This window comes from Spongiivirga sp. MCCC 1A20706 (assembly GCF_046524175.1).
Taxonomy (GTDB): domain Bacteria; phylum Bacteroidota; class Bacteroidia; order Flavobacteriales; family Flavobacteriaceae; genus Spongiivirga.
In genome coordinates this window covers 702,301-722,311 of sequence record NZ_JBEFZF010000001.1, presented here as the reverse complement: position 1 = coordinate 722,311, position 20,011 = coordinate 702,301, and the positions used below count along the sequence as shown (strand labels likewise).

At 35.9% G+C, this 20,011-nt stretch carries 24 protein-coding genes; 20 read left to right on the top strand and 4 right to left on the bottom strand.

Going from position 1 to position 20,011, the window contains the following annotated elements:
- Positions 1–28 precede the first annotated feature (28 nt).
- Entirely contained in the window at positions 29–244 is a 216-nt protein-coding gene (locus ABN763_RS03365) for a hypothetical protein (protein ID WP_410484003.1), read from the bottom strand.
- A 118-nt stretch (positions 245–362) separates the two neighbouring features.
- Here ABN763_RS03365 and ABN763_RS03360 point away from each other — a divergent pair, with 118 nt between their 5' ends.
- Complete coding sequence (locus tag ABN763_RS03360) at positions 363–1,148, top strand: tRNA pseudouridine synthase A (RefSeq protein WP_410484002.1); 786 nt, start codon at positions 363–365, stop codon at positions 1,146–1,148.
- A gap of 5 nt (positions 1,149–1,153) precedes the next feature.
- On the opposite strand, the gene cysM is transcribed toward ABN763_RS03360, so the two are convergent.
- Positions 1,154–2,041, bottom strand: a complete 888-nt coding sequence (gene cysM / locus ABN763_RS03355; protein WP_410484001.1) for a cysteine synthase CysM — start codon at positions 2,039–2,041, stop codon at positions 1,154–1,156.
- On the bottom strand, positions 2,034–2,825 hold the full coding sequence (epsC, locus tag ABN763_RS03350) for a serine O-acetyltransferase EpsC (RefSeq protein ID WP_410484000.1): 792 nt from the start codon (positions 2,823–2,825) through the stop codon (positions 2,034–2,036). The genes cysM and epsC overlap by 8 nt, the downstream gene beginning before the upstream one ends.
- Before the next feature lie 180 nt (positions 2,826–3,005).
- On the opposite strand from epsC, the gene ABN763_RS03345 reads away from it, so the two are divergent.
- The 3 genes from ABN763_RS03345 to ABN763_RS03335 all read left to right on the top strand — a co-directional run bounded on the left by ABN763_RS03345 (position 3,006) and on the right by ABN763_RS03335 (position 5,171).
- Positions 3,006–3,686, top strand: coding sequence for a DUF2461 domain-containing protein (locus ABN763_RS03345; protein ID WP_410483999.1), 681 nt, complete (start codon positions 3,006–3,008; stop codon positions 3,684–3,686).
- Between the two features lie 80 nt (positions 3,687–3,766).
- Positions 3,767–4,435: a terminase gpP N-terminus-related DNA-binding protein gene (locus ABN763_RS03340; RefSeq protein WP_410483998.1), complete on the top strand. Its 669-nt coding sequence runs from the start codon at positions 3,767–3,769 to the stop codon at positions 4,433–4,435.
- A gap of 16 nt (positions 4,436–4,451) precedes the next feature.
- The gene (locus ABN763_RS03335) at positions 4,452–5,171 is read left to right on the top strand and encodes a DUF3307 domain-containing protein (RefSeq protein ID WP_410483997.1); all 720 of its coding nucleotides are present in this window, start codon (positions 4,452–4,454) and stop codon (positions 5,169–5,171) included.
- Here ABN763_RS03335 and ABN763_RS03330 read toward each other — a convergent pair.
- Complete coding sequence (locus ABN763_RS03330) at positions 5,148–5,555, bottom strand: glyoxalase (protein ID WP_410483996.1); 408 nt, start codon at positions 5,553–5,555, stop codon at positions 5,148–5,150. The two genes, ABN763_RS03335 and ABN763_RS03330, sit on opposite strands and share 24 nt — an antisense overlap.
- Positions 5,556–5,730: 175 nt before the next feature.
- Here ABN763_RS03330 and ABN763_RS03325 point away from each other — a divergent pair, with 175 nt between their 5' ends.
- From ABN763_RS03325 to fabG, 16 genes are all read left to right on the top strand, one after another.
- On the top strand, positions 5,731–6,627 hold the full coding sequence (locus ABN763_RS03325) for a DUF72 domain-containing protein (protein WP_410483995.1): 897 nt from the start codon (positions 5,731–5,733) through the stop codon (positions 6,625–6,627).
- Positions 6,628–6,790: 163 nt separating this feature from the next.
- Positions 6,791–7,216: a MarR family winged helix-turn-helix transcriptional regulator gene (locus ABN763_RS03320; protein WP_410483994.1), complete on the top strand. Its 426-nt coding sequence runs from the start codon at positions 6,791–6,793 to the stop codon at positions 7,214–7,216.
- Positions 7,217–7,973: 757 nt separating this feature from the next.
- The gene (locus ABN763_RS03315) at positions 7,974–8,183 is read left to right on the top strand and encodes a hypothetical protein (protein WP_410483993.1); all 210 of its coding nucleotides are present in this window, start codon (positions 7,974–7,976) and stop codon (positions 8,181–8,183) included.
- 106 nt (positions 8,184–8,289) lie between these two features.
- A complete protein-coding gene (locus ABN763_RS03310) occupies positions 8,290–8,448 on the top strand; it encodes a hypothetical protein (protein ID WP_410483992.1) in 159 nt (52 codons plus the stop codon).
- Between the two features lie 156 nt (positions 8,449–8,604).
- Positions 8,605–9,039, top strand: coding sequence for a MarR family winged helix-turn-helix transcriptional regulator (locus tag ABN763_RS03305; protein ID WP_410483991.1), 435 nt, complete (start codon positions 8,605–8,607; stop codon positions 9,037–9,039).
- Between the two features lie 437 nt (positions 9,040–9,476).
- Entirely contained in the window at positions 9,477–10,049 is a 573-nt protein-coding gene (locus ABN763_RS03300) for a Crp/Fnr family transcriptional regulator (protein ID WP_410483990.1), read from the top strand.
- A 182-nt stretch (positions 10,050–10,231) separates the two neighbouring features.
- Positions 10,232–12,046 (top strand): acyl-CoA dehydrogenase, encoded by a 1,815-nt coding sequence (locus ABN763_RS03295; protein WP_410483989.1) that lies wholly within the window; start codon positions 10,232–10,234, stop codon positions 12,044–12,046.
- A 19-nt stretch (positions 12,047–12,065) separates the two neighbouring features.
- Complete coding sequence (locus tag ABN763_RS03290; RefSeq protein WP_410483988.1) at positions 12,066–12,839, top strand: glucose 1-dehydrogenase; 774 nt, start codon at positions 12,066–12,068, stop codon at positions 12,837–12,839.
- 17 nt (positions 12,840–12,856) lie between these two features.
- Positions 12,857–14,071, top strand: coding sequence for an acyl-CoA dehydrogenase family protein (locus ABN763_RS03285; protein WP_410483987.1), 1,215 nt, complete (start codon positions 12,857–12,859; stop codon positions 14,069–14,071).
- Between the two features lie 13 nt (positions 14,072–14,084).
- Positions 14,085–15,143, top strand: a complete 1,059-nt coding sequence (locus ABN763_RS03280) for a phosphotransferase family protein (protein WP_410483986.1) — start codon at positions 14,085–14,087, stop codon at positions 15,141–15,143.
- A gap of 7 nt (positions 15,144–15,150) precedes the next feature.
- On the top strand, positions 15,151–15,531 hold the full coding sequence (locus ABN763_RS03275; RefSeq protein ID WP_410483985.1) for a hypothetical protein: 381 nt from the start codon (positions 15,151–15,153) through the stop codon (positions 15,529–15,531).
- A 49-nt stretch (positions 15,532–15,580) separates the two neighbouring features.
- Entirely contained in the window at positions 15,581–16,336 is a 756-nt protein-coding gene (locus ABN763_RS03270) for an SDR family NAD(P)-dependent oxidoreductase (protein WP_410483984.1), read from the top strand.
- A gap of 28 nt (positions 16,337–16,364) precedes the next feature.
- The gene (locus tag ABN763_RS03265; RefSeq protein ID WP_410483983.1) at positions 16,365–17,129 is read left to right on the top strand and encodes an enoyl-CoA hydratase/isomerase family protein; all 765 of its coding nucleotides are present in this window, start codon (positions 16,365–16,367) and stop codon (positions 17,127–17,129) included.
- 66 nt (positions 17,130–17,195) lie between these two features.
- Entirely contained in the window at positions 17,196–18,200 is a 1,005-nt protein-coding gene (locus ABN763_RS03260) for an NADP-dependent oxidoreductase (protein WP_410483982.1), read from the top strand.
- Between the two features lie 3 nt (positions 18,201–18,203).
- Complete coding sequence (locus ABN763_RS03255) at positions 18,204–19,184, top strand: NADPH:quinone oxidoreductase family protein (RefSeq protein WP_410483981.1); 981 nt, start codon at positions 18,204–18,206, stop codon at positions 19,182–19,184.
- A gap of 82 nt (positions 19,185–19,266) precedes the next feature.
- Entirely contained in the window at positions 19,267–20,004 is a 738-nt protein-coding gene (fabG, locus tag ABN763_RS03250) for a 3-oxoacyl-ACP reductase FabG (protein ID WP_410483980.1), read from the top strand.
- Positions 20,005–20,011: the final 7 nt, after the last annotated feature.

Genomic DNA, 20,011 nt, shown 5'->3' with positions numbered 1-20,011 from the left:
CCTCCGGCTTTTTTTGACCTCTATTGGTTTAAGCACTTAGTACTTTAGGGTCGTTTAAAAATTTACCGTTTTTAGATTCTCCCAAGATAACGACGTCTTTCGTCTTTTTATACTGTTGGGCAGATTGTAACATTTGAGCCTCAGTTTCGCGCATAATCTTTACGCCACTAGATGCTCCTCGGTTACGTAGCTCTATATAGAAGCCATCCATTAATTTGGTTGGTTTTGTTGCGGGTCTTCCCATAACTTATATTAATTAATTTTGCGCAATATTGTGTTAAAAAATCGACATTTCCTAGTAATTAACGACTAATTAACAGCAATTTATCCCCATAATTGTCAACTAATCACTGCAAACCCTTATGAAACAACGGTTTTACTATCTCATAAAAATTCAATTTTTAGGCTTTCGATATCATGGCTGGCAAAAACAGCCAGGCGGTTTGAAGACGGTTGAGGGTATGATAATCAAAACTTTACGATTTGTGTTGGCTGAAAAAAAATTTAAAGTTCTTGGTGCAAGCAGAACCGATGCAAAAGTATCTGCCAATGAGGCCTTGTTTGAACTTTTTGTTGATGAACCTTTACCAGAAATACTTGGCGATTTTTTAGAAGTAGTAAATAAAAATCTACCTCCTGACATTAAAGCATTAGCGATTGAAGAGGTTGATGCTACTTTTAATATTATACAGCATCCCAAATTAAAGGAGTATATATATGTATTTTCTTATGGAGAAAAGTTGCACCCTTTTGCGGCACCCTTAATAGTATCGTATCCCCAAAAATTGGATATAGATTTAATGAAAAATGGAGCAAAGCTATTTATAGGTAACCATAATTTTAAGTCGTATTGCGCTCGAGCTAATGAACATAAAAATTTTATCAGAACAATACTGGAATGCAAGATCGTTGAAAATAATGAGTATGCTGCTAACTTTTTTCCTGAAAAAAGTTATTTATTATTAGTCAGAGGGAAAGGGTTTATGAGAAATCAGATTCGCCTAATGATGGGTGCCTTATTTAAGTTGGGAGCCAATCAGATTGATCTTGACTTTATTAAACGCAGTTTACTTCCTGATTCTGAAGAAAAAATCTCTTATATCGCTCCAGCTTCTGGGCTTATTCTTAATAAGATAGAATTAGATTAATACTACTAAATATTAAAAAGATCAGATGACAAATAGCGATCACCTCGATCGCAAACTATTGATACTACAACACCAGACTCTAATTCCTCGCATAAACGCAAAGCTGCAGTGGCAGCTCCACCACTACTCATACCCGCGAAAATGCCTTCCTCTGTTGCCAATCTTTTCGCCATAACTCTCGCATCTGCTTCGCTAACTTCTAAAACACGATCAACTTTTGAGGCATTAAATATTTTTGGTAAATATGCTTCCGGCCATTTACGTATTCCTGGAATTCTGGAGTTGTCAGTTGGCTGGACACCTACAATTTGGATATCAGATTTTTGCTCTTTTAAGTAAGTAGAAGTCCCCATAATTGTTCCGGTAGTGCCCATTGATGATACAAAGTGCGTTATGGTTTTATTGGTGTCCCTCCATATTTCAGGCCCTGTTGTTTTATAATGCGCTTTCCAGTTGTCGTCGTTTGCAAATTGATTAAGCATTACATAACCTTCATCTTTCACTTTTGCTTCGGCATAATCACGTGCACCCTCAATGCCAATATCAGAAGAAGTCAAGGTGACCTTTGCGCCGTAAGCTCTCATGGTCTGAACACGTTCTTTGGTAGAGTTCTCTGGCATTACTAGCTCGATGTTTAACCTAAAAATACCAGCAATCATGGCTAGAGCAATTCCAGTATTTCCGCTAGTTGCCTCAACAAGTTTTGTGTCTTGATCTATTTCCTTTCGGTCAAGTGCACTTTTGATCATGTTATAAGCAGCACGGTCTTTTACACTACCACCAGGATTATTTCCTTCTAACTTAAAGTATAAAGCTACTTTAGGGTTGGTATTTAAAGAGGTTGATTTTACTAATGGCGTATTTCCTATTAATTGAGCAATACTATTATTCATTAATTTGAGTTTTTACTCGTATTTCCGGAGTATGAGAGACAATAGAGTTAGCAGGAATTGATTCGGTTAACCAAACATTACCACCGATAATGCTATTTGCACCAATAACGGTTTGACCGCCCAAAATTGTTGCATTAGCGTAAATAGTTACATTATCTTCTACTGTTGGGTGTCTTTTCGTATTTTCTAGTTCTTTTGAAACGTATAAAGCTCCTAGTGTAACACCTTGATATAGTTTTACATTATTTTTAATTACTGTAGTCTCACCAATAACTACACCTGTTGCATGGTCTATGAAAAACGAGTCTCCAATAATCGCTCCAGGGTTAATATCGACTCCCGTTTCGCGATGTGCATACTCAGTCATCAGTCTGGGGACCAATGGAAATCCTTTTTTATATAATTCATGACTTAATCGGTATATAGCAATCGCATAAAACCCGGGATAGGCCATATATACTTCCTCTATTGATTTCGCGGCGGGATCGTTTTTTACAATTGCTGAGGCGTCAAGATTAAGTTTTTCTAGTATTGTTGGAAGTTGATGTATATAGGTATCCCATGCTTCGTTACACGGTTTATTGGTTTCCCAGCATGCAAGCGAAACTAAATTAGAAAATTCAACACCTAGTGTTTCAAAAACTTCTTCGACATCGGTTTGCGTATCAAAGAGCATTAAAAATAGTTTTTTGGTAAATGCCTCTGTAGTAGTTTTTAGCTTAAAATTAAGGTTAGGTTGTTGTTTATGCTTGCGTATTTGTTCAATGATTTGCTGCGAGCTCATAATCTTATTTTGTAATAATAAAAGTAGTTATAATGAGAAATGAAACTGTTATGAAAATGGTAAAATAGTCTCGCTAAAAATGATAAATCATCAGTGTTTTGTTGTAAATGAAACATATGTCTTTTGTCGTATTGGTTTTGGTTTAATTTCATTTTGTATTTTCAAGTTTTAAATAATTATATGAGTACCGCAATACCAAAGACCACGTTTTCTTTTTTTAAGAAACTAGAAAAAAATAATAATCGAGATTGGTTTAACGATCATAAGCCGGAATTTAAGGATATTGAAAAAGAGGTAAAAGCATGTTATGCTGAGCTAATGGAAAAAATGCGTTCACATGACGATATAGAATCGATGAAAATGTTTCGTATTTATAGAGATGTTCGGTTTTCAAAAAATAAGGCTCCGTACAAAACACATTTCGGGGGTAGTTTTAAACGTGCTACTGCTCGATTAAGAGGCGGTTATTATTTGCATCTTCAACCTGGCGGATCGTTTATAGCCACTGGATTTTGGGATCCGGATAAGGAAGATTTGTTTAGAATTCGAAAAGAGTTTGAAACTGATGATGAAGAAATACGGAGTATATTGGCCAATAAGAAGTTTAAGGATGTTTGGGGAGGCTTTGTAGGTGATACTGTCAAAACTGCACCTAAAGGATTTAGTAAAGAGCATCCTGCGATCGACCTTATTAAACGAAAGCAATTTATTTTCACTAAAGAGTTTACCGATAAAGAGGTATTGTCTTCTGATTTTTTAGATGTAGTGAATAATGCTTTTAAGCTTGTTCGACCTTATTTAGATTTTATGAGCGATGTATTGACGACAGACCTTAATGGTGTTTCTCTTATTAAAGATTAATTATAAGTAAAATTGCTAATATTTGGTTATTATAAGTTTTTATACTTATATTTGATTATTATTAGTTTTAAAGCTTATAAATGAAGCCAAAAAGTGCGGTAATAACCGCTGATATAATCGATTCATCAACTTACGACCCACAATCGTACGAATTTATTATTGGCCAACTTAAAGCAGAAGCACGTCTCATACAAGAAGACTTTAAAGAAGCTGAGGTCCATTTTGAAATTTACAGGGGTGACAGTTTTCAGCTGGTTATTAATGATGCACATAAAGCTTTGCAAGCAGCAATACGTATCAAGGCTGCAATTAATAAAATTGTGTTGATCTCCAAAAAATCAAAATCAGCTAGCAAAATGGTCGATATTCGTATGTCAATCGGTATTGGTGCCATCGATTATGAAGCAGACTTAGTACGTGAATCTAATGGCCCGGCCTTTCATTATTCAGGTCGGGGTTTTGATACCTTTATAAAAAATAGTAATATAAAAACCTTAGTGAACACCGAAAATAACAATGTAAATAATGAATTTAAAACAAGCTTAAAGTTTTTTGATTACTTGGTAGATAGATGGTCTATTGCTTCGGCTGAAGTGGTTTATTACTTATTACAGGGTTTTACCGAAACTAAAATAGCCGATATGTTAGGAATAAGTCAAGCAGCTGTAAATCTAAGAAAAAAGGCAGCTGGTTGGGATGAAATTCAATCACTGCTAAATCGTTATGAACAAGTAATTAAAGCGATTTAATAACATAACCAAACTTATGAATATTCTGTTACAACTACTTCTTGCTCATGTGATTACTGATTTTGCACTGCAATCGCAGAAGTTGATAGATCATAAAAAAAAGTATCGAGCTCGTTCGTGGTTTTTGTGGGTACATGCTCTTCTGGCAGGTGTATTGAGTGTTTTATTTCTAATGGACATTAAGTACTGGTATGTGGGTTTAATCATTAGTATCACTCATTTTTTTATCGATTTATGGAAGCTTCATAAGAACAATGATAATTTGAAATATTTTCTATTGGATCAATTATTTCATATCCTGATAATCATCGTTTCTTGGTTGTTAGTAATTAATGGGTTTAAAGAAGTACTTCCGCTATTTAAAACCGTACTTCAATCAAATCAAATTGTAGGCATCATATTGGGTTATATACTTGTAATTTTTCCTGTTGGTTTCATCATAGGTCGCGCAACGCAACGTTGGCGAAAAGAAGTGGAGGTAGCAGGCGAGGAGGCAAGCCTTGAAAAAGCCGGTCGTTATATTGGAATTTTTGAGCGTATTCTTGTTTTTACATTTGTGGTTACCAATCAAATGGCAGCAATAGGCTTTTTAATTGCAGCAAAATCGATTCTTAGGTTTAGCAATAAGGAAGAAGTAAATGCTCGGAAACAAACGGAGTATGTTCTTATTGGTACTTTAATGAGTTTTTCCATATCGATTGTAATTGGGATATTAGTCCGCGTAGTATCGTTCTAACAACTGCATATTACTGATAAGCCGCTCTTTTACCAGGTTCATCATTCTTTTGTTTAAAGCAGAAGAGTTTTCAGCGTACTTTTGATATTCAATAATAGTAAATTGTCCTATTACCATCCCCTTTAATGAATTTCTGAACTTAACATCCTTTTGCACCGCATTCTCTATGTAGTTGATTTTTTCTTCATGAGAAAGATCGTAAAACAAGTTCTTGTGTTTCTTAATGTAGTTTCTAAAAACTTCGATGAAAAGAGGTGATTGTAACTTTACAATAGGGCGCAAAGTTTCATTTTGAAAACGCTCTCCCACACTCATATTCTCATAAATCTTGGCCGACAATATTTCTGGGCGAATACGCATAATGTCATTTGGTCGATCATTCATAGTAAAACGTTTTGTCTAAAATTACCCAATAAAGGCTCGGTCTCACTTTGAAGTTGAATTAGTTTTTAACGAGTTTATAAACACAGTTGCGGTACATTTTATGAATTAGTACTTTTAACCTTCTTTATTCACTAAGAAGTTCTAACACTTAAGAACAGTTAACCTAAATAATCTTATGAAATTTGGAAAAGTAGAGGATCCTTCAATAATCGATTTTAGTTTACCACCCGATCATCCTGATACTAAAAAGGTATTGCAAGGGGTAAAAAAAGGTCAAGAATTAAAAGTATATGTTGGTTGTGCAAAGTGGAACCGACAGGATCTTAAGAATTTCTACCCAAGAGGCACAAAAGACGAGCTCGAATATTACTCCACTCAATTTAATAGTATTGAATTGAATGCTACTTTCTATCGCATTTTTGACGGGGATCAATTTGAAAAATGGAAAAGTAAAGTGCCAAACGGTTTCAAATTTTTTCCTAAACTAAATCAAGAGGTTAGCCACTGGAAACGCCTCAATGAGGTAAAAGAACCAGTAAGACAGTGTATTGATGCTGCGGTACGTTTAGAGGATCATTTAGGAACCCTTTTTTTGCAAATGAATAACAACTTTACGCCAAAGGATATCGATCGGGTTGAAAAATTTGTAGAAGAATGGCCCAAAAACATCCCATTAGCAATAGAGTTTAGACATACCAAATGGTTTAGTGATGACGATATCGCAGAACGGATTTATTACTTATTAGAAGCCCATAATATTGCCAATGTATTGGTCGATTCTGCAGGAAGGCGTGATATCATGCATATGCGTCTCACTAATAACGAGGCCTTTGTTAGGTATGTGGGAGCAAATCACCCGTCAGATTATCCTAGATTAGATGATTGGGTTGATAGATTAGAGAAGTGGGTTGAACAAGGGCTAACCAATATCCATTTCTTTATTCATCAAAACGTAGAGAAAGAATCCCCTTTATTGGCAACTTATTTCATTAAAAAAATTAACGAGCAGTTTAATTTAAATCTTCATGTTCCGCAGTCTCCTAACAAAACAGGGGGCGATCTTTTTAGCTGATAATAATTTAAAACAAAGACATAATTCAATAATTAGGTATGCAACGACGCTCACTTCGAGGGCGTCGTTTTTTGTTGTTCAAAGTTGAATTTTAAAATTTGTTTAACACAAATTTTGTTATACACAGATAAATTTATACATTTGAACCAAACTAACCCAAATTATGACCCCAAAATCTGACCTGCAGTTAGCTGACGATATTATGAATACCGGTAATTGGATTCAAGCTAAAATCACTTCGCATTTAAGAAATTACGGCCTTACTTATATTCAGTACAATACAATAAATGTGTTATCAAGAGTAGGAGAACGACCTATGAATGTTGGTGAGTTAAAGGAAAAAATATCATATGGTAATGCAGATATTACTCGCTTGGTAGATAGGTTGATTGCCAAAAAACTCGTTGAGAGAGATCTGTCCGTAACTAACAGACGACAGATGGAAATAAAATTATCAGTTAAAGGTAAAGAAGTCATTGAAAGAATAAATAAAGAGGTGAAGCAATTGGTAAACGTTCTTTTTGAAAGTTTGCAAAACAATGAGGCACCACCATCAACCAAAAGTTTAATTAAAAAAATAAGACAATGATTGTGTATAATGTATTTCTCATAGCCATGCTTATTTTAAGCGGAGCGCTGCTTGTGAAACAAATAAAACAATGGCGAGATTGATCCCAAATCTTTGCTCGTCATCTACAAAGGACTAATGTAGTCCGTTTCTAGTTGTCAGGCGTTCAGGTAAATCTGCTTATACTTAAGTACATTTACTTGGACGCTTATTTTTTTAAGATCATTTCTTCTTTTTATTTCACCTCTGTAACCACTATATTTTCTTCACAGTTCCTGAAAGCATTGGTTGGAGGTATATGAATTAATGGTTTTGGTTAGAACACTAGCATAAATAGTGTCATTCGAACAAAAGATGATTCACTTTGTTATGTAAGCCTACTACAGCACGTGGATATTATTATTAAATAGGACAACTGTATTAAGTAGTATTCGCTTCCAAAATAGAATCAACTTTAATCTGCTTTATCGAGTTATGCAATCCGATATCCTGCAAGATTTTATCGGTTAATAACATGTTGATAACTCTTCAATCCCACTGTTCATAGGTATTTCGAAAGGTAATATTTTTCAAAATCGCACCTTATTTTCTTCAAAAAAGAGTTTTTCACCGAAAATTGACGGGATTTCATCTAAATGTTCGACACAAATTTTGTAGCAGACATTTTATCGGATATGTTTGAATTGTGTTTGCAACAATATTTATTTAAACTAATACTTTAAGATAGTCGTAATAAATCATTGCAAAACAAAACAAACTAAACCCTAAATCAAACATAATGTATTACCTAGAAGTGCTCTTATCTAATATGCTTGCGTTGTTTTTATTGGCAGCCTTCTCTTTTGTGTTCTACGCGGCAATGCTAATTTTCACAAAAGAGTTTAGAAAAGCATACAAGAGATATTCAAAGAACTTTGCTGTGAATTCGATTAATGGCCTTTCAATATTTGGAAGAAACTTAATCACAAGGTTAAACCCAACCATTTAACCTTTTGTATTACCAATCTTGACCAGTGCTGTTATAGAATGGTGAGACACTCCCAAATCGTTTCACCATTCTTTTTCAACAATTAATCTTAACCTATTACAAACTTATGCGAGTAAAAAAATTGATCGCACTTATTTCGCTTACTGTAGTTGCCCTGCTATTGTTTGCATCTTGTGCTCCCGATAGTATAGCGGATGGCTATACTCCAAAAACCGAAAAATTGTTATCAACTGAGTTGAAAGCGAAACCACCAAAGTTTGGTTAAACAATTTGTTAAATAAAAACTTAAGGTTTTGTTTTTAAATATTTTTAAATCAGTTGATTACATAAAATTTTTCATTTCACCTAAATATTAAATGCTTTTATCCAATTGTTAGTCACAAATTTTGTAGCTAACAATAAAAGTTAGTACGTTTAACCTATGAAACACAACTTGCCCCATAAAATTGAACAGCAGCTTGCTTCGCATATTATGCGAACCGGTAGCTATATTGAAGCTAAAATTGTAAATCATTTAAAGCAATATGGTCTTACAATGACACAGTATAACATTCTTGAGATGTTGTTTAGATCGAATCCGTCTCCAATGTCAGTTGGAGGTATAAAAAGGAAAATTCCGCATACTAATTCGGACATAACTAGGTTGATCGACCGATTGGTAAAAAAGAAATTGGTTAAAAGAACCCTTTCTGCAGAAAACAGAAGAAAAATGGATGTCGTTCTTTCTAAAACTGGTTATGATATGATCAAAAAACTTATTCCTGAAATAAAAATGATCATGTCTAAACTTTATAAAACGAGTATTGATGAAACGGAAGCAAAAAAAATGATGGAAATGTTAGAGCGTATTCGTTAACAATAATCCCCCAACTTAACCTGTTGTGAAAGGATGGTAAGTGTTCCCCAAATCAACTTACCATCCTTTTTTATGGAACAAACTCTCAAAAATAGATCTAAAAAGAATATTTTTTCTATTCAAAATAACTCTTAAGTACAGTTAATAACTAAGTGTGAAAGAATTATGAAATGATTTGGATTTGAGTTATAAATTGTCAAACTTTGACAGTATAACCCCCATCACCAAAAACAATGTCATACACACCGTACAAAGATTATATGGGTAACCCGCTTTACCTAGAAGTTAGTTTCACAGAAATGCGCTACAGTTTCGAGAAATCTTTATATGATTTGCTACATCAGAATGGAATAGTGCTACAAAATATTTAGATTTTTAAAATCGTATTTTAAGGATCGCTAAAGAAGGCAGTTTTCAAGTCCTACTATCTATTCAAATTGGATAATTTAAAAAGAAAAATACGCTCTTATACTTCGGTCTCTGATCAGGATCTTACCTATGGTCTTCAATTTTATAAAGAAAAACATTTTAAAAAAGGAGAGTTCATTATCAAACCTGGTCAGTTTGTGAATCATTTTTACTTTCTTGAAAAAGGTTGTGTATGTTATTACACAGAGGATGATCTGGGAATTCATGTAATGGAATTTTTTACAGATAATACTTTTTTTACGGACTTATACTCCTATATAGAGAATGTTCCTTCTGAAAATTATGTAAAGGCGACGGAGAATTGTATTGTTCAAATGATCTTGAAAGAAGATGTAATTAAATCTTACAATTTTTCACATGATCTAGAACGTTTTGGTAGAATATCTATGCAAGAAGCATTTGTAAAGATATTTCAAAAAACAAATGATTTGAAAACACTTACGAACCAGGAACGCTATATAAAATTATTAGATAAAAGACCGGATCTTTTTCAGCGTTTACCCCAATACTTGATTGCTTCTTATTTAGGAATCACTCCCGTTGGACTTTCGAAAATTAGAAAGCGAGTAGCAAGAAAATAAGCAATTAGTGTCAGTGCCCCTAAGACAAGAAATTCCTTTTTAAAATAAAGCAAAGACACTTATCGAGATTCGAAACCATCATCGATATCAAATCGTTATTTATTAAACAGGTTTAATAAGAATCCAACAAAATATCCTTTACTTTATTGTTTAGTTAGTAATACTTAATAAAAAGCGTTGTTATGGCATCTACTTATATTGACATGGAGACGTTGAAATTTCTACTTTATGAAGTTCACGACTTAGAAAGCATCTTATCAAATGATCGATTTGTTGATCACGACCATGAATCATTAGACTTATTTCTTGATTCTGTCAAAGAATTTTCTGACAGAGAGTTATTCCCATATTTTAAGGAAATGGATGAAACTCCAGCTCATCATAAAGATGGTACCGTCATCGTTCATAAACAGGTTGATGTCATGATGAAAAAAGGAGGTGAAATGGGTTTGATTGCTGCTCCATTCGATTATGAAGCTGGGGGACTACAAATACCGTTTATGGTTCACACAGCAGCTACGTATATCCAGGATGCTGCTAACAATCATTTACCCGGTTATGCTGGTCTTACTCAAGGAGCCGCTGAGCTAATTGTCCACTTTGCCAATAAAGAGCTTAATGAAGCCTACGTTCCTAATATGTTATCCGGACAATGGGGCGGAACCATGTGCTTAACAGAACCACAGGCAGGAAGCTCATTATCAGATATTGTAACAAAAGCCACACCCGCTGCTGATGATCATTATCATATTAGCGGACAAAAAATATTTATTTCAGGAGGTGATTATCAATATGCAGAAAATGTAGTGCATTTAGTACTTGCTAGAATAGAAGGGGCACCTGCTGGAACAAAAGGAATTTCATTATTTGTGGTTCCTAAAAATCGAATAACGGAAAATGGTAATTTAGAGTCAAACGATGTAACAACAGTAGCTGATTTTCAGAAAATGGGTCAAAAAGGTTACTGTACGACCCATTTAGGCTTTGGTGATTCTGGCGATTGTAAAGGCTGGTTAGTAGGAGAAGCAAACCAAGGTTTAAAATATATGTTTATGATGATGAACGGGGCTCGAATTGGTGTTGGTCGAGGTGCTGCTGCGATTGCTATGGCTGCATATCAGGCTTCATTGCAGTATGCTAATGAACGACCACAAGGACGTAAGCTACAAAGTTCCGGTAAGAAAAACCCTAACGAAGGTCAAAGCCTAATTATAGAGCACCCTGACGTGCGTAGAATGTTGCTACTTCAAAAATCAATTGCCGAAGGTTCTATTAGTCTCATTTTATTAGCTGCAAGATATCAGGACATACTAGAATCTTCTAAAAACGAAGATGAAAAACAGAAAGCCAAACTCTTATTAGAAATTCTTATTCCCATTGTAAAAACCTTCCCTTCGGAAGCTGGTGCACTAAGTGTAACAAACGGACTTCAGGTACTAGGAGGCTATGGTTTTTGTGAAGACTTTATTTTACAGCAATACCATCGTGATATTAGAATTTTCTCTATTTATGAGGGAACTACCGGTATACAGTCTCAAGATTTACTAGGTAGAAAAGTGCCAATGGAAAATGGAAAAGCACTGCAACTATTATCCGCTGAAATAATGGAAACTATTGGTAAAGCGGCAAATTACAACGAGTTGGCTCCTTATGCGAAGAAACTAGGTGAAAAACTAAAATTGGCACAAGAAGTAATAGGCTCTTTAATGCGATATGCGCAAAAAGGAAATTATGAACGTTATTTAGCGGATGCTAACTTATTTATGGAGTTCTTTAGTCATATTACCATTAGCTGGTTATGGCTTGATATGGCAACTCAAGCTAGTATAAGTCTTGTTTCTGGTGATACTTCACATTCGGCTGAGTTTTATGAGAGTAAAATTCATGCGATGAAATTCTATTTTAAATATGAGCTTACCAAAACTACAAGTTTAGCGGAAGCATTAATGGATGACGAAACCTTAACGGTGAAGACAGATAAAAAAGTCTTTATCTAAAATTAAACGATCATACTAAATGAATATAAAACAACAATTTGACCTTCATGGCAAAATCGCGATTATAACGGGATCGAGTAAAGGTATTGGCAAAGCAATAGCAAAAGGATTAGCAGAAAACGGAGCTCATGTAGTCATAAGCAGTCGAGACCAAGACGCTTGTGAGGCTGTAGCAAATGAGTTTAAAAATGAAGGGCTAAAAGCAACTGGTATTGCCTGTCATATTGGAAAAGAAGACCAGAGAAAAGCACTTGTGGATAAAACTATTGAACAGCTTGGTGGGATCGATATTTTGGTCAACAATGCTGCCATTAATCCTGTTTTTGGACCGATTGAAGAAGCTGATGAAAGTGTCTTTGATAAAATTATGGATGTAAATGTAAAAGCTCCTTGGATGCTGTCAAATTTGGTATTGCCCAGTATGCGGAAAAGAAAAGGCGGTAGTATTATCAACATAGCATCTGTTGAAGCGCTAACTCCTGGTATGGGACTAGGCTTATATAGTACTAGTAAGGCTGCAATGTTAATGCTTACCAAAAATCAAGCAAAAGAGTGGGGGCAACATGGTGTGCGAGCAAATGTGTTGTGTCCGGGATTAATAAAGACAAAATTTAGCCAAGCATTATGGTCCAACGAGAAAATTCTACAAAAGGTAGAGCGCGCATTGCCATCGGGTCGTATGGGGATGCCAGAAGAAATGGAAGGAATAGTCTGTTTATTGGCATCTGACGCGGGTACATATATGACAGGAGGTGTTTATACAGCTGATGGAGGTTATATGATTGCAGGTTAAATAAAAAACAACCACTAATGAATTTTGAATATTCAGAAAAGTCGAAAGCTCTTCAACAAAACCTAAAAATGTTTATGGAAGAGCATATTCTTCCCGTAGAACATGAAGTATATGCTTTCAACACAAATCCTGAAAACTATTGGAAACGTTGGCCTGGCCTTGACGCCTTAAAAGAAAAAGCAAAGAAAGCAGGTTTGTGGAATTTGTTTTTACCAAGATCTTATGGTGAACTAAGTCCAGGATTATCAAATTTAGAGTATGCTTCTCTAGCCGAAATTATGGGCCGTGTACTATGGTCTTCTGAAGTATTCAATTGTAGTGCGCCTGATACTGGAAATATGGAGGTATTAGCTAAATATGGGACTAAGGATCAACAAAAAAAGTGGTTAGATCCTTTAATGAAAGGCGAAATACGTTCCGCTTTTTTGATGACAGAGCCTGAAGTCGCATCTTCTGATGCAACCAATATAGAAACATCTATAACACTTGATAGTGATGACTATGTGATTAATGGTCGTAAATGGTGGTCTTCCGGTGGTATGGATCCTCATTGTAAAATAGCGATTGTAATGGGAAAAACGGATGCGAATGCTCCAAGACATCAACAGCAAAGTATGATTTTGGTTCCTATGGATACGCCTGGGTTAAAAATTATCCGTCCATTACCTGTTTTTGGTTTTTATGATTCTCCTGAAGGGCACGCAGAGATCATTCTGGAGAATGTACGAGTGCCTAAAGAAAATATGTTACTTGGTGAAGGACGAGGTTTTGAAATAGCGCAAGGGCGTTTAGGGCCGGGTAGAATACATCATTGTATGCGTTTATGTGGTATGGCACAACGCTCATTAGAATTAATGTCTAAAAGAGCTGCGGAGCGTATTGCCTTTGGCAAAACATTCAAAGATTTCAGTAGTATTCGCCAAGAAATAGCACAATCAAAATGCGATGTGGAACAGGCTAGATTACTTACGCTATCTGCTGCTGATAAAATGGACAAGGCGGGAAATAAGGAAGCTAAAGATCTTATTGCGATGATTAAAATTGTTGCACCCAATATGGCACTTAAGGTGATCGACCGAGCGATACAGATTCATGGAGGGAAAGGTGTAGGACCAGATACACCACTTGCACACTATTTTGTAGCTGCCCGCATGCTTCGATTAGCCGATGGTCCTGACGAGGTGCATATGTATCAATTGGGTAAAAGTGTTATTAAAAAATATGCTAATTAGTTTTTGGAGTTAAATGAGTAAGCAACAGGTAAGGCAAGGAGAGGAGTTAAATGAGGGTAATTTAAAACAGTTCCTTTTTGAAAATAATATCATTAACAATGTAAAAAGCGAATTAGGAGTAAAGCAATTTACTCATGGTTTTTCTAATTTAACATATTTAATATCAATTGAAAACAACGAGTATGTCCTGAGGCGACCTCCGTTTGGAGCGATTAAACGTGGCCATGATATGGGGCGTGAGTACAAGGTTCAAAGCGGATTAAATTCGGTGTTTTCAAAAGTTCCCAAAATGTATGCTTATACTGAAGATGAGGCGGTTATCGGTTCTTCTTTTTATTTAATGGAAAAAGTTGAGGGAATTATTTTAAGTTTTCAGCAAGCGAAAAAATTGAATATTCCCGCTGGTGATTTTAAAACCATTGCAAATTCTTGGATGGATACCTTTGTGAGCTTGCATCAAGTGGACTATAAAAAGGCAGGTTTACATGATTTGGGAAAACCGGAAGGATATGTAGAACGACAAGTAACCAACTGGGGAAAACAATATCTTAAAGCTTCGACTGATGATATTACACTAGCAAATAAGGTGATGCAATGGATGGAAGATAATCAACCAACTTCTTATGATCACAGTTTAATACACAATGACTATAAATACGATAATGTGGTATTTGCAGATAATAGTTGGGGTGAAGTAAGTGCCATTCTCGATTGGGAGATGGCCACTTTGGGTGATCCTCTTATGGATTTAGGTACTTCACTAGGTTATTGGACAATGGCTTCTGATAACGACTTTGTGAAGCAAGGGATTCCTTCTCCAACAGTTTTTGAAGGTAACCCTGGCAGGAGTGAAGTAGTTGAGATGTATACCCAAAAAAGTGGATTACCCATTAACAACATCGTTTTTTACTATGTGTACGGTCTTTTTAAAATAGCGGTAATCGCTCAACAAATATATTACCGATATAAACATGGTTATACTACCGATCCACGCTTTGCAAATTTGAATAAGGCAGCCGACTTATGTTGCAAACTGGCTCTCAAATCAATTCAAACGAATAAAATAGACTAATAAAAGAATGAAAGATTCTTATTTAGATCCAAGTACCGATGCCATTCAACAGCTAATGGCGCTACCAGATAATCAACCATTGCATATGCTTAATTATTTAAAATACAATGATATGGTAGGTGATTCTGGAAAAACGGGTAAAGCACTATATAAAGAATATATGGAAAAAGCAATGCCATTTTTTGCAAAAGTAAAGGCTAAAATTGTCTTTAAAGCCAAGCCGAGTATCATGATTATTGGTCCTGTTGAAGAAGATTTGTGGGATGAAGTACTTGTTGTAAGCTATGGCAGCAAAAAAGACTTTCTTGCTATGGTAAGCATGGAAGGTTATCCTAGTCATATTAGGAAAAAGGCATTAAAAGATTCTAAGCTAATTTTTTGTAAGTAAAAATATCATAAATCTCTTTTCATGATTAGAGAAAAACAACAAACATTACATGGAAGTAAAAGATAAAGTAGTCATTGTAACCGGATCAGGATCGGGAATTGGTGCAGCAACAGCAAGACATTTTGCAAATCACGGAGCTCAGGTAATAGTCTCTGATTACTCGCTTGAGAAATCAAATACTGTTGCAGATGAAATAGCCGAAGCTGGAGGGAAAGCGATATCTATAAAAGCAAATGTGGCCAAATTTGATGAAGTAGAAAGTTTAGTGAATCAAACAGTCGATGCTTTTGGCCAATTAGATGTGATCGTTAATAATGCTGGTATTGGCCCCAAAAATCTTGCTAGAGTGGGAGATTCCTCTTTAGAAGATTGGGATCGGGTCATTGCAGTTAATCAAACGGGGGTTTTTTATGGTATGAAAGCAGCATTACAGCAAATGATGAAACAAGGTCATGGTAATATCGTTAATGTTGCCTCTTTGGCAGGCTTGAAAGCTTCACCAAATAACATTTCTTATAGTGCCAGTAAGTTTGCGGTGGTCGGAATGACGAAGTCAGCTGCCATGGAGTATGCAACGAAAAACATTCGAGTAAATGCTGTTTGTCCGGGTTATACTGAATCTTCCTTGCTCAATTATTTAAGATCAGCCAGAGAAGATATGGATACTATTTTAAAGAGTGTTATCCCGATGAATCGCTATGGCAAGCCGGAAGAAATAGCTGATGCAATCGTTTGGTTAGCATCAGATAACACCAAGTTTATTACAGGACAAACGATCACATTAGACGGTGGTACATCATTGTAAGTAGTTGATATCTAATTTGGACAACAGAATGAATACTATTCAAATTGAAAAAAAGGAACATTATACAATTGTTCAACTAAATCGTGGTAAGGTAAATGCTATTAATCACGAGATGGTAAAAGAACTTACCGTCACATTTACTAAGCTAGAAAATGATCATGAGGTAAAAGGAGTAATATTAACAGGAACTCCTCATTTCTTTTCCGCCGGACTTGATGTGATTGAGCTTTACGGATATGATGAAGAACAAATCGAAGCATTTTTTAAAGCTTTTGGCCAACTTCATATTCAAATGGCGACCTTTAAAAAACCTATGATTTGCGCCATTACGGGACATGCTCCCGCAGGGGGCTGTGTGTTTGCCATAACAGCAGATTATAGGATTATGGCTGAAGGAGATAAGTATACCATAGGCTTAAACGAAGTTGCCGTTAATATACAGATATCGAACAACCTTATCGATGCATATTCTTTTTGGATAGGTAGAGGAAAGGCACATGAAGCAATCCTTGATGGTAAATTATTCAAAGCGCAGGAGGCATTGTCTTGCGGCTTAGTAAATAAAGTAGTCGCATTAGAAGAAGTATTGCCAATGGCTGAAAGAAAAATGAAACAGTTTCTAAAAGCAAATGAAACTATCTTAGTAAATACAAAGCAAAAATTACGTAAAAGTTGGCTTAGAAACTTAGAAACTGACGGAGGCAAGGATTTAGGAGAAGCAATAGAATTATGGTGGAGCCCTGAAATAAGAAGTAAAATGAAAGATTTTGTTGAAAGCCTTCAAAAGAAATAATATTCAGTAAATATTCGAAGGTTGTAAAGCACAACTGATCGAAACGAAATCTAAAAACAATCAGAAATGAACAAACAGCTAATATTTAAGAAAAGACCAATTGGTATGCCAGAGGCTGACACCTGGGAACTTGAAAGTAATCCTATTGCTGAACCAGGTGAAGGAGAGGTTTTAATACAGCATCACTATATATCACTAGACCCTGCTATGCGGGGTTGGATGAATGATACAAAGTCATACATCCCTCCTGTGCAAATAGGCGAAGTTATGCGTTCCGGTTCTATTGGTATAGTTGTTAAGTCCAATAATCACCCTAAGTTTGAAGAAGGTGATGTTTTAACAGGCTGGGGTGGTGTACAACAATATGTGGTGACTAATGGAGAGAACTGGTATAAAGTTGATACGAACTTAGCGCCAATGCCAATGTATATAGGTACACTAGGTATGCCCGGAATGACCGCATATTTTGGAATTACAGAAGTTGGAAAAATCAAAGAAGGAGATATCGTGTTAGTTTCGGGCGCGGCCGGAGCTGTTGGAAGTATCGTAGGTCAAATCGCAAAAATTAAAGGTTGCAAGGTTATAGGTATTGCAGGTGGTGCGGATAAGTGTAAATATCTTATTGATGAGCTTGGTTTTGACGGTGCAATAGACTATAAATCAGAAAATCTGGCAACCGCTTTAAAGAGAGAATGCCCTAAAGGGATTGATGTGTATTTTGATAACGTTGGAGGTGAGATTCTAGATGTAGCCTTAACAAGATTACGAATGCATGCCCGCATTATTATATGTGGTGCGATATCACAATATAACAATAAAACGGCAATAAAAGGACCGAGTAACTATTTGTCGTTATTGGTTAACAGAGCCACTATGCAAGGTATGGTGGTGATGGATTATGCCAAAGACTACGCAAAAGCAGCTCAAGAAATGGGAATGTGGATGATGCAAGGCAAGCTAAAAAGCCGGGAAGATGTGTATGAAGGCATTGAAAATTTTCATGATACTTTTAAGCGACTGTTTACCGGAGATAAAAAAGGAAAACTAGTATTAAAAGTAAAAGAAGATTAAACCTTGAAGGCAATAGTTTGTAAGCAATTTGGTCCTCCGTCTGAACTAAGTTTTGAAGAAGTTGCGAGTGTAACTCCAGGGGAAAACGAGGTTTTGGTATCAGTAAATGCATGTAGTGTTAATTTTCCTGATACGTTAATTATTCAAGGTTTATATCAATTTAAGCCAGACTTACCATTTACACCTGGTAGCGATATTTCAGGAGTTGTAAAAGAAGTAGGAGAAGGAGTTAAACATGTCAAACCTGGTGATGAAGTATTTGGTTTTGTAGTAAATGGGGGCTTTGCAGAAGAGGTTATTGTTCCTAAAAATGCTTGTTTTAAAAAGCCCCCGCAGATGGACTTTCCGATTGCAGCCTCGTTTATGATGGCATATGGAACATCGTATCATGCATTAAAAGATCGTGCAAAGCTTCTAAAAGATGAAACCTTGCTGGTACTAGGTGCTTCTGGAGGTGTAGGGCTTGCTGCGGTAGAATTGGGTAAATTAATGGGAGCTAGGGTAATAGCTGCTGCGTCTTCTAAAGACAAGCTCGAATTATGTAAGAAATTCGGTGCAGATGAAGTTATTAACTATAAAGAAGAAGATCTAAAAGCACGCATTAAAGAACTTACCAAAGGCAAAGGTGCTGATGTCGTATATGACCCAGTTGGCGGTTCCTATTCTGAACCCGCTATTAGAGGTATGGCCTGGGAAGGACGCTATTTAGTGGTTGGATTCGCCGCGGGTGACATTCCTAAAATCCCTCTCAACTTAGCTTTATTGAAAGGATGTGCTATAGTAGGCGTATTCTGGGGAAGCTTTGCCATGAAAACTCCGGAAAAGAATATGCAAAATACCATGGAACTAATGACATGGTACGCCCAAGGTAAATTGAAACCACATATTCATAAAATATATCCCCTAGAAAATGCTCCCGATGCTCTAGAAGAGATGATGAACCGGGAAGTGAAGGGAAAAGTGGTCATTGGAGTAAGCTCTTAAATAATAGTTACTTGGATTGTTATGATGAACTTATTTCAACATCTCATCGCAATAACTAATTAGCTAATAATAAATAATAAAAATGAGATTAAAAGACAAAGTAGCTATTGTAACTGGTGGTGCCAGAGGTATCGGAAAAGCCGTTTCAACCTTATTCGCTAATGAAGGGGCGACGGTTATTATTTGGGATCTGTTGGATGCAGGTGTTGATACAGTCAAAGAAATAAATGAAAGTGGAGGAAAAGCCAAGTTTCATAAAATTTCGGTTACCGATAAGGAAGCGGTGAATAAGGCTGTTGCCGATATTCATTCAAACTACGGTAAGATTGATATTTTGATCAATAATGCCGGTATTACTAAGGATAAAACCTTAATGAAGATGAGCGAAGATGAATGGGACGCTGTTATAGATGTAAACTTAAAAGGTGTTTTTATTTGTACCCAGGCCGTTGCTCCGTACATGAAAGAAGCAAAATATGGCCGAATTGTAACCGCCGCTTCTAATGTAGGTCTACGTGGTAATTTTGGCCAAACCAACTATTCGGCCACCAAAGCAGGTGTAATTGCAATGTCTAAAACCTGGACAATGGAATTGGGTAAATATGGAATAACAGCAAATGCATTGGCACCTGGTTTTACATTAACCGAAATGGTTGAGAAAATTCCGGTAGAACATATGGAAAATATTAAGAAACAAATTCCGCTGCAAACAGCGGCCCAGCCAATTGATATAGCATATGGTTACTTGTATTTGGCATCTGATGAAGCGCGTTATGTTTCAGGTATTTGTCTAACTATAGATGGTGGAATCTCTCGTTAATACGTGC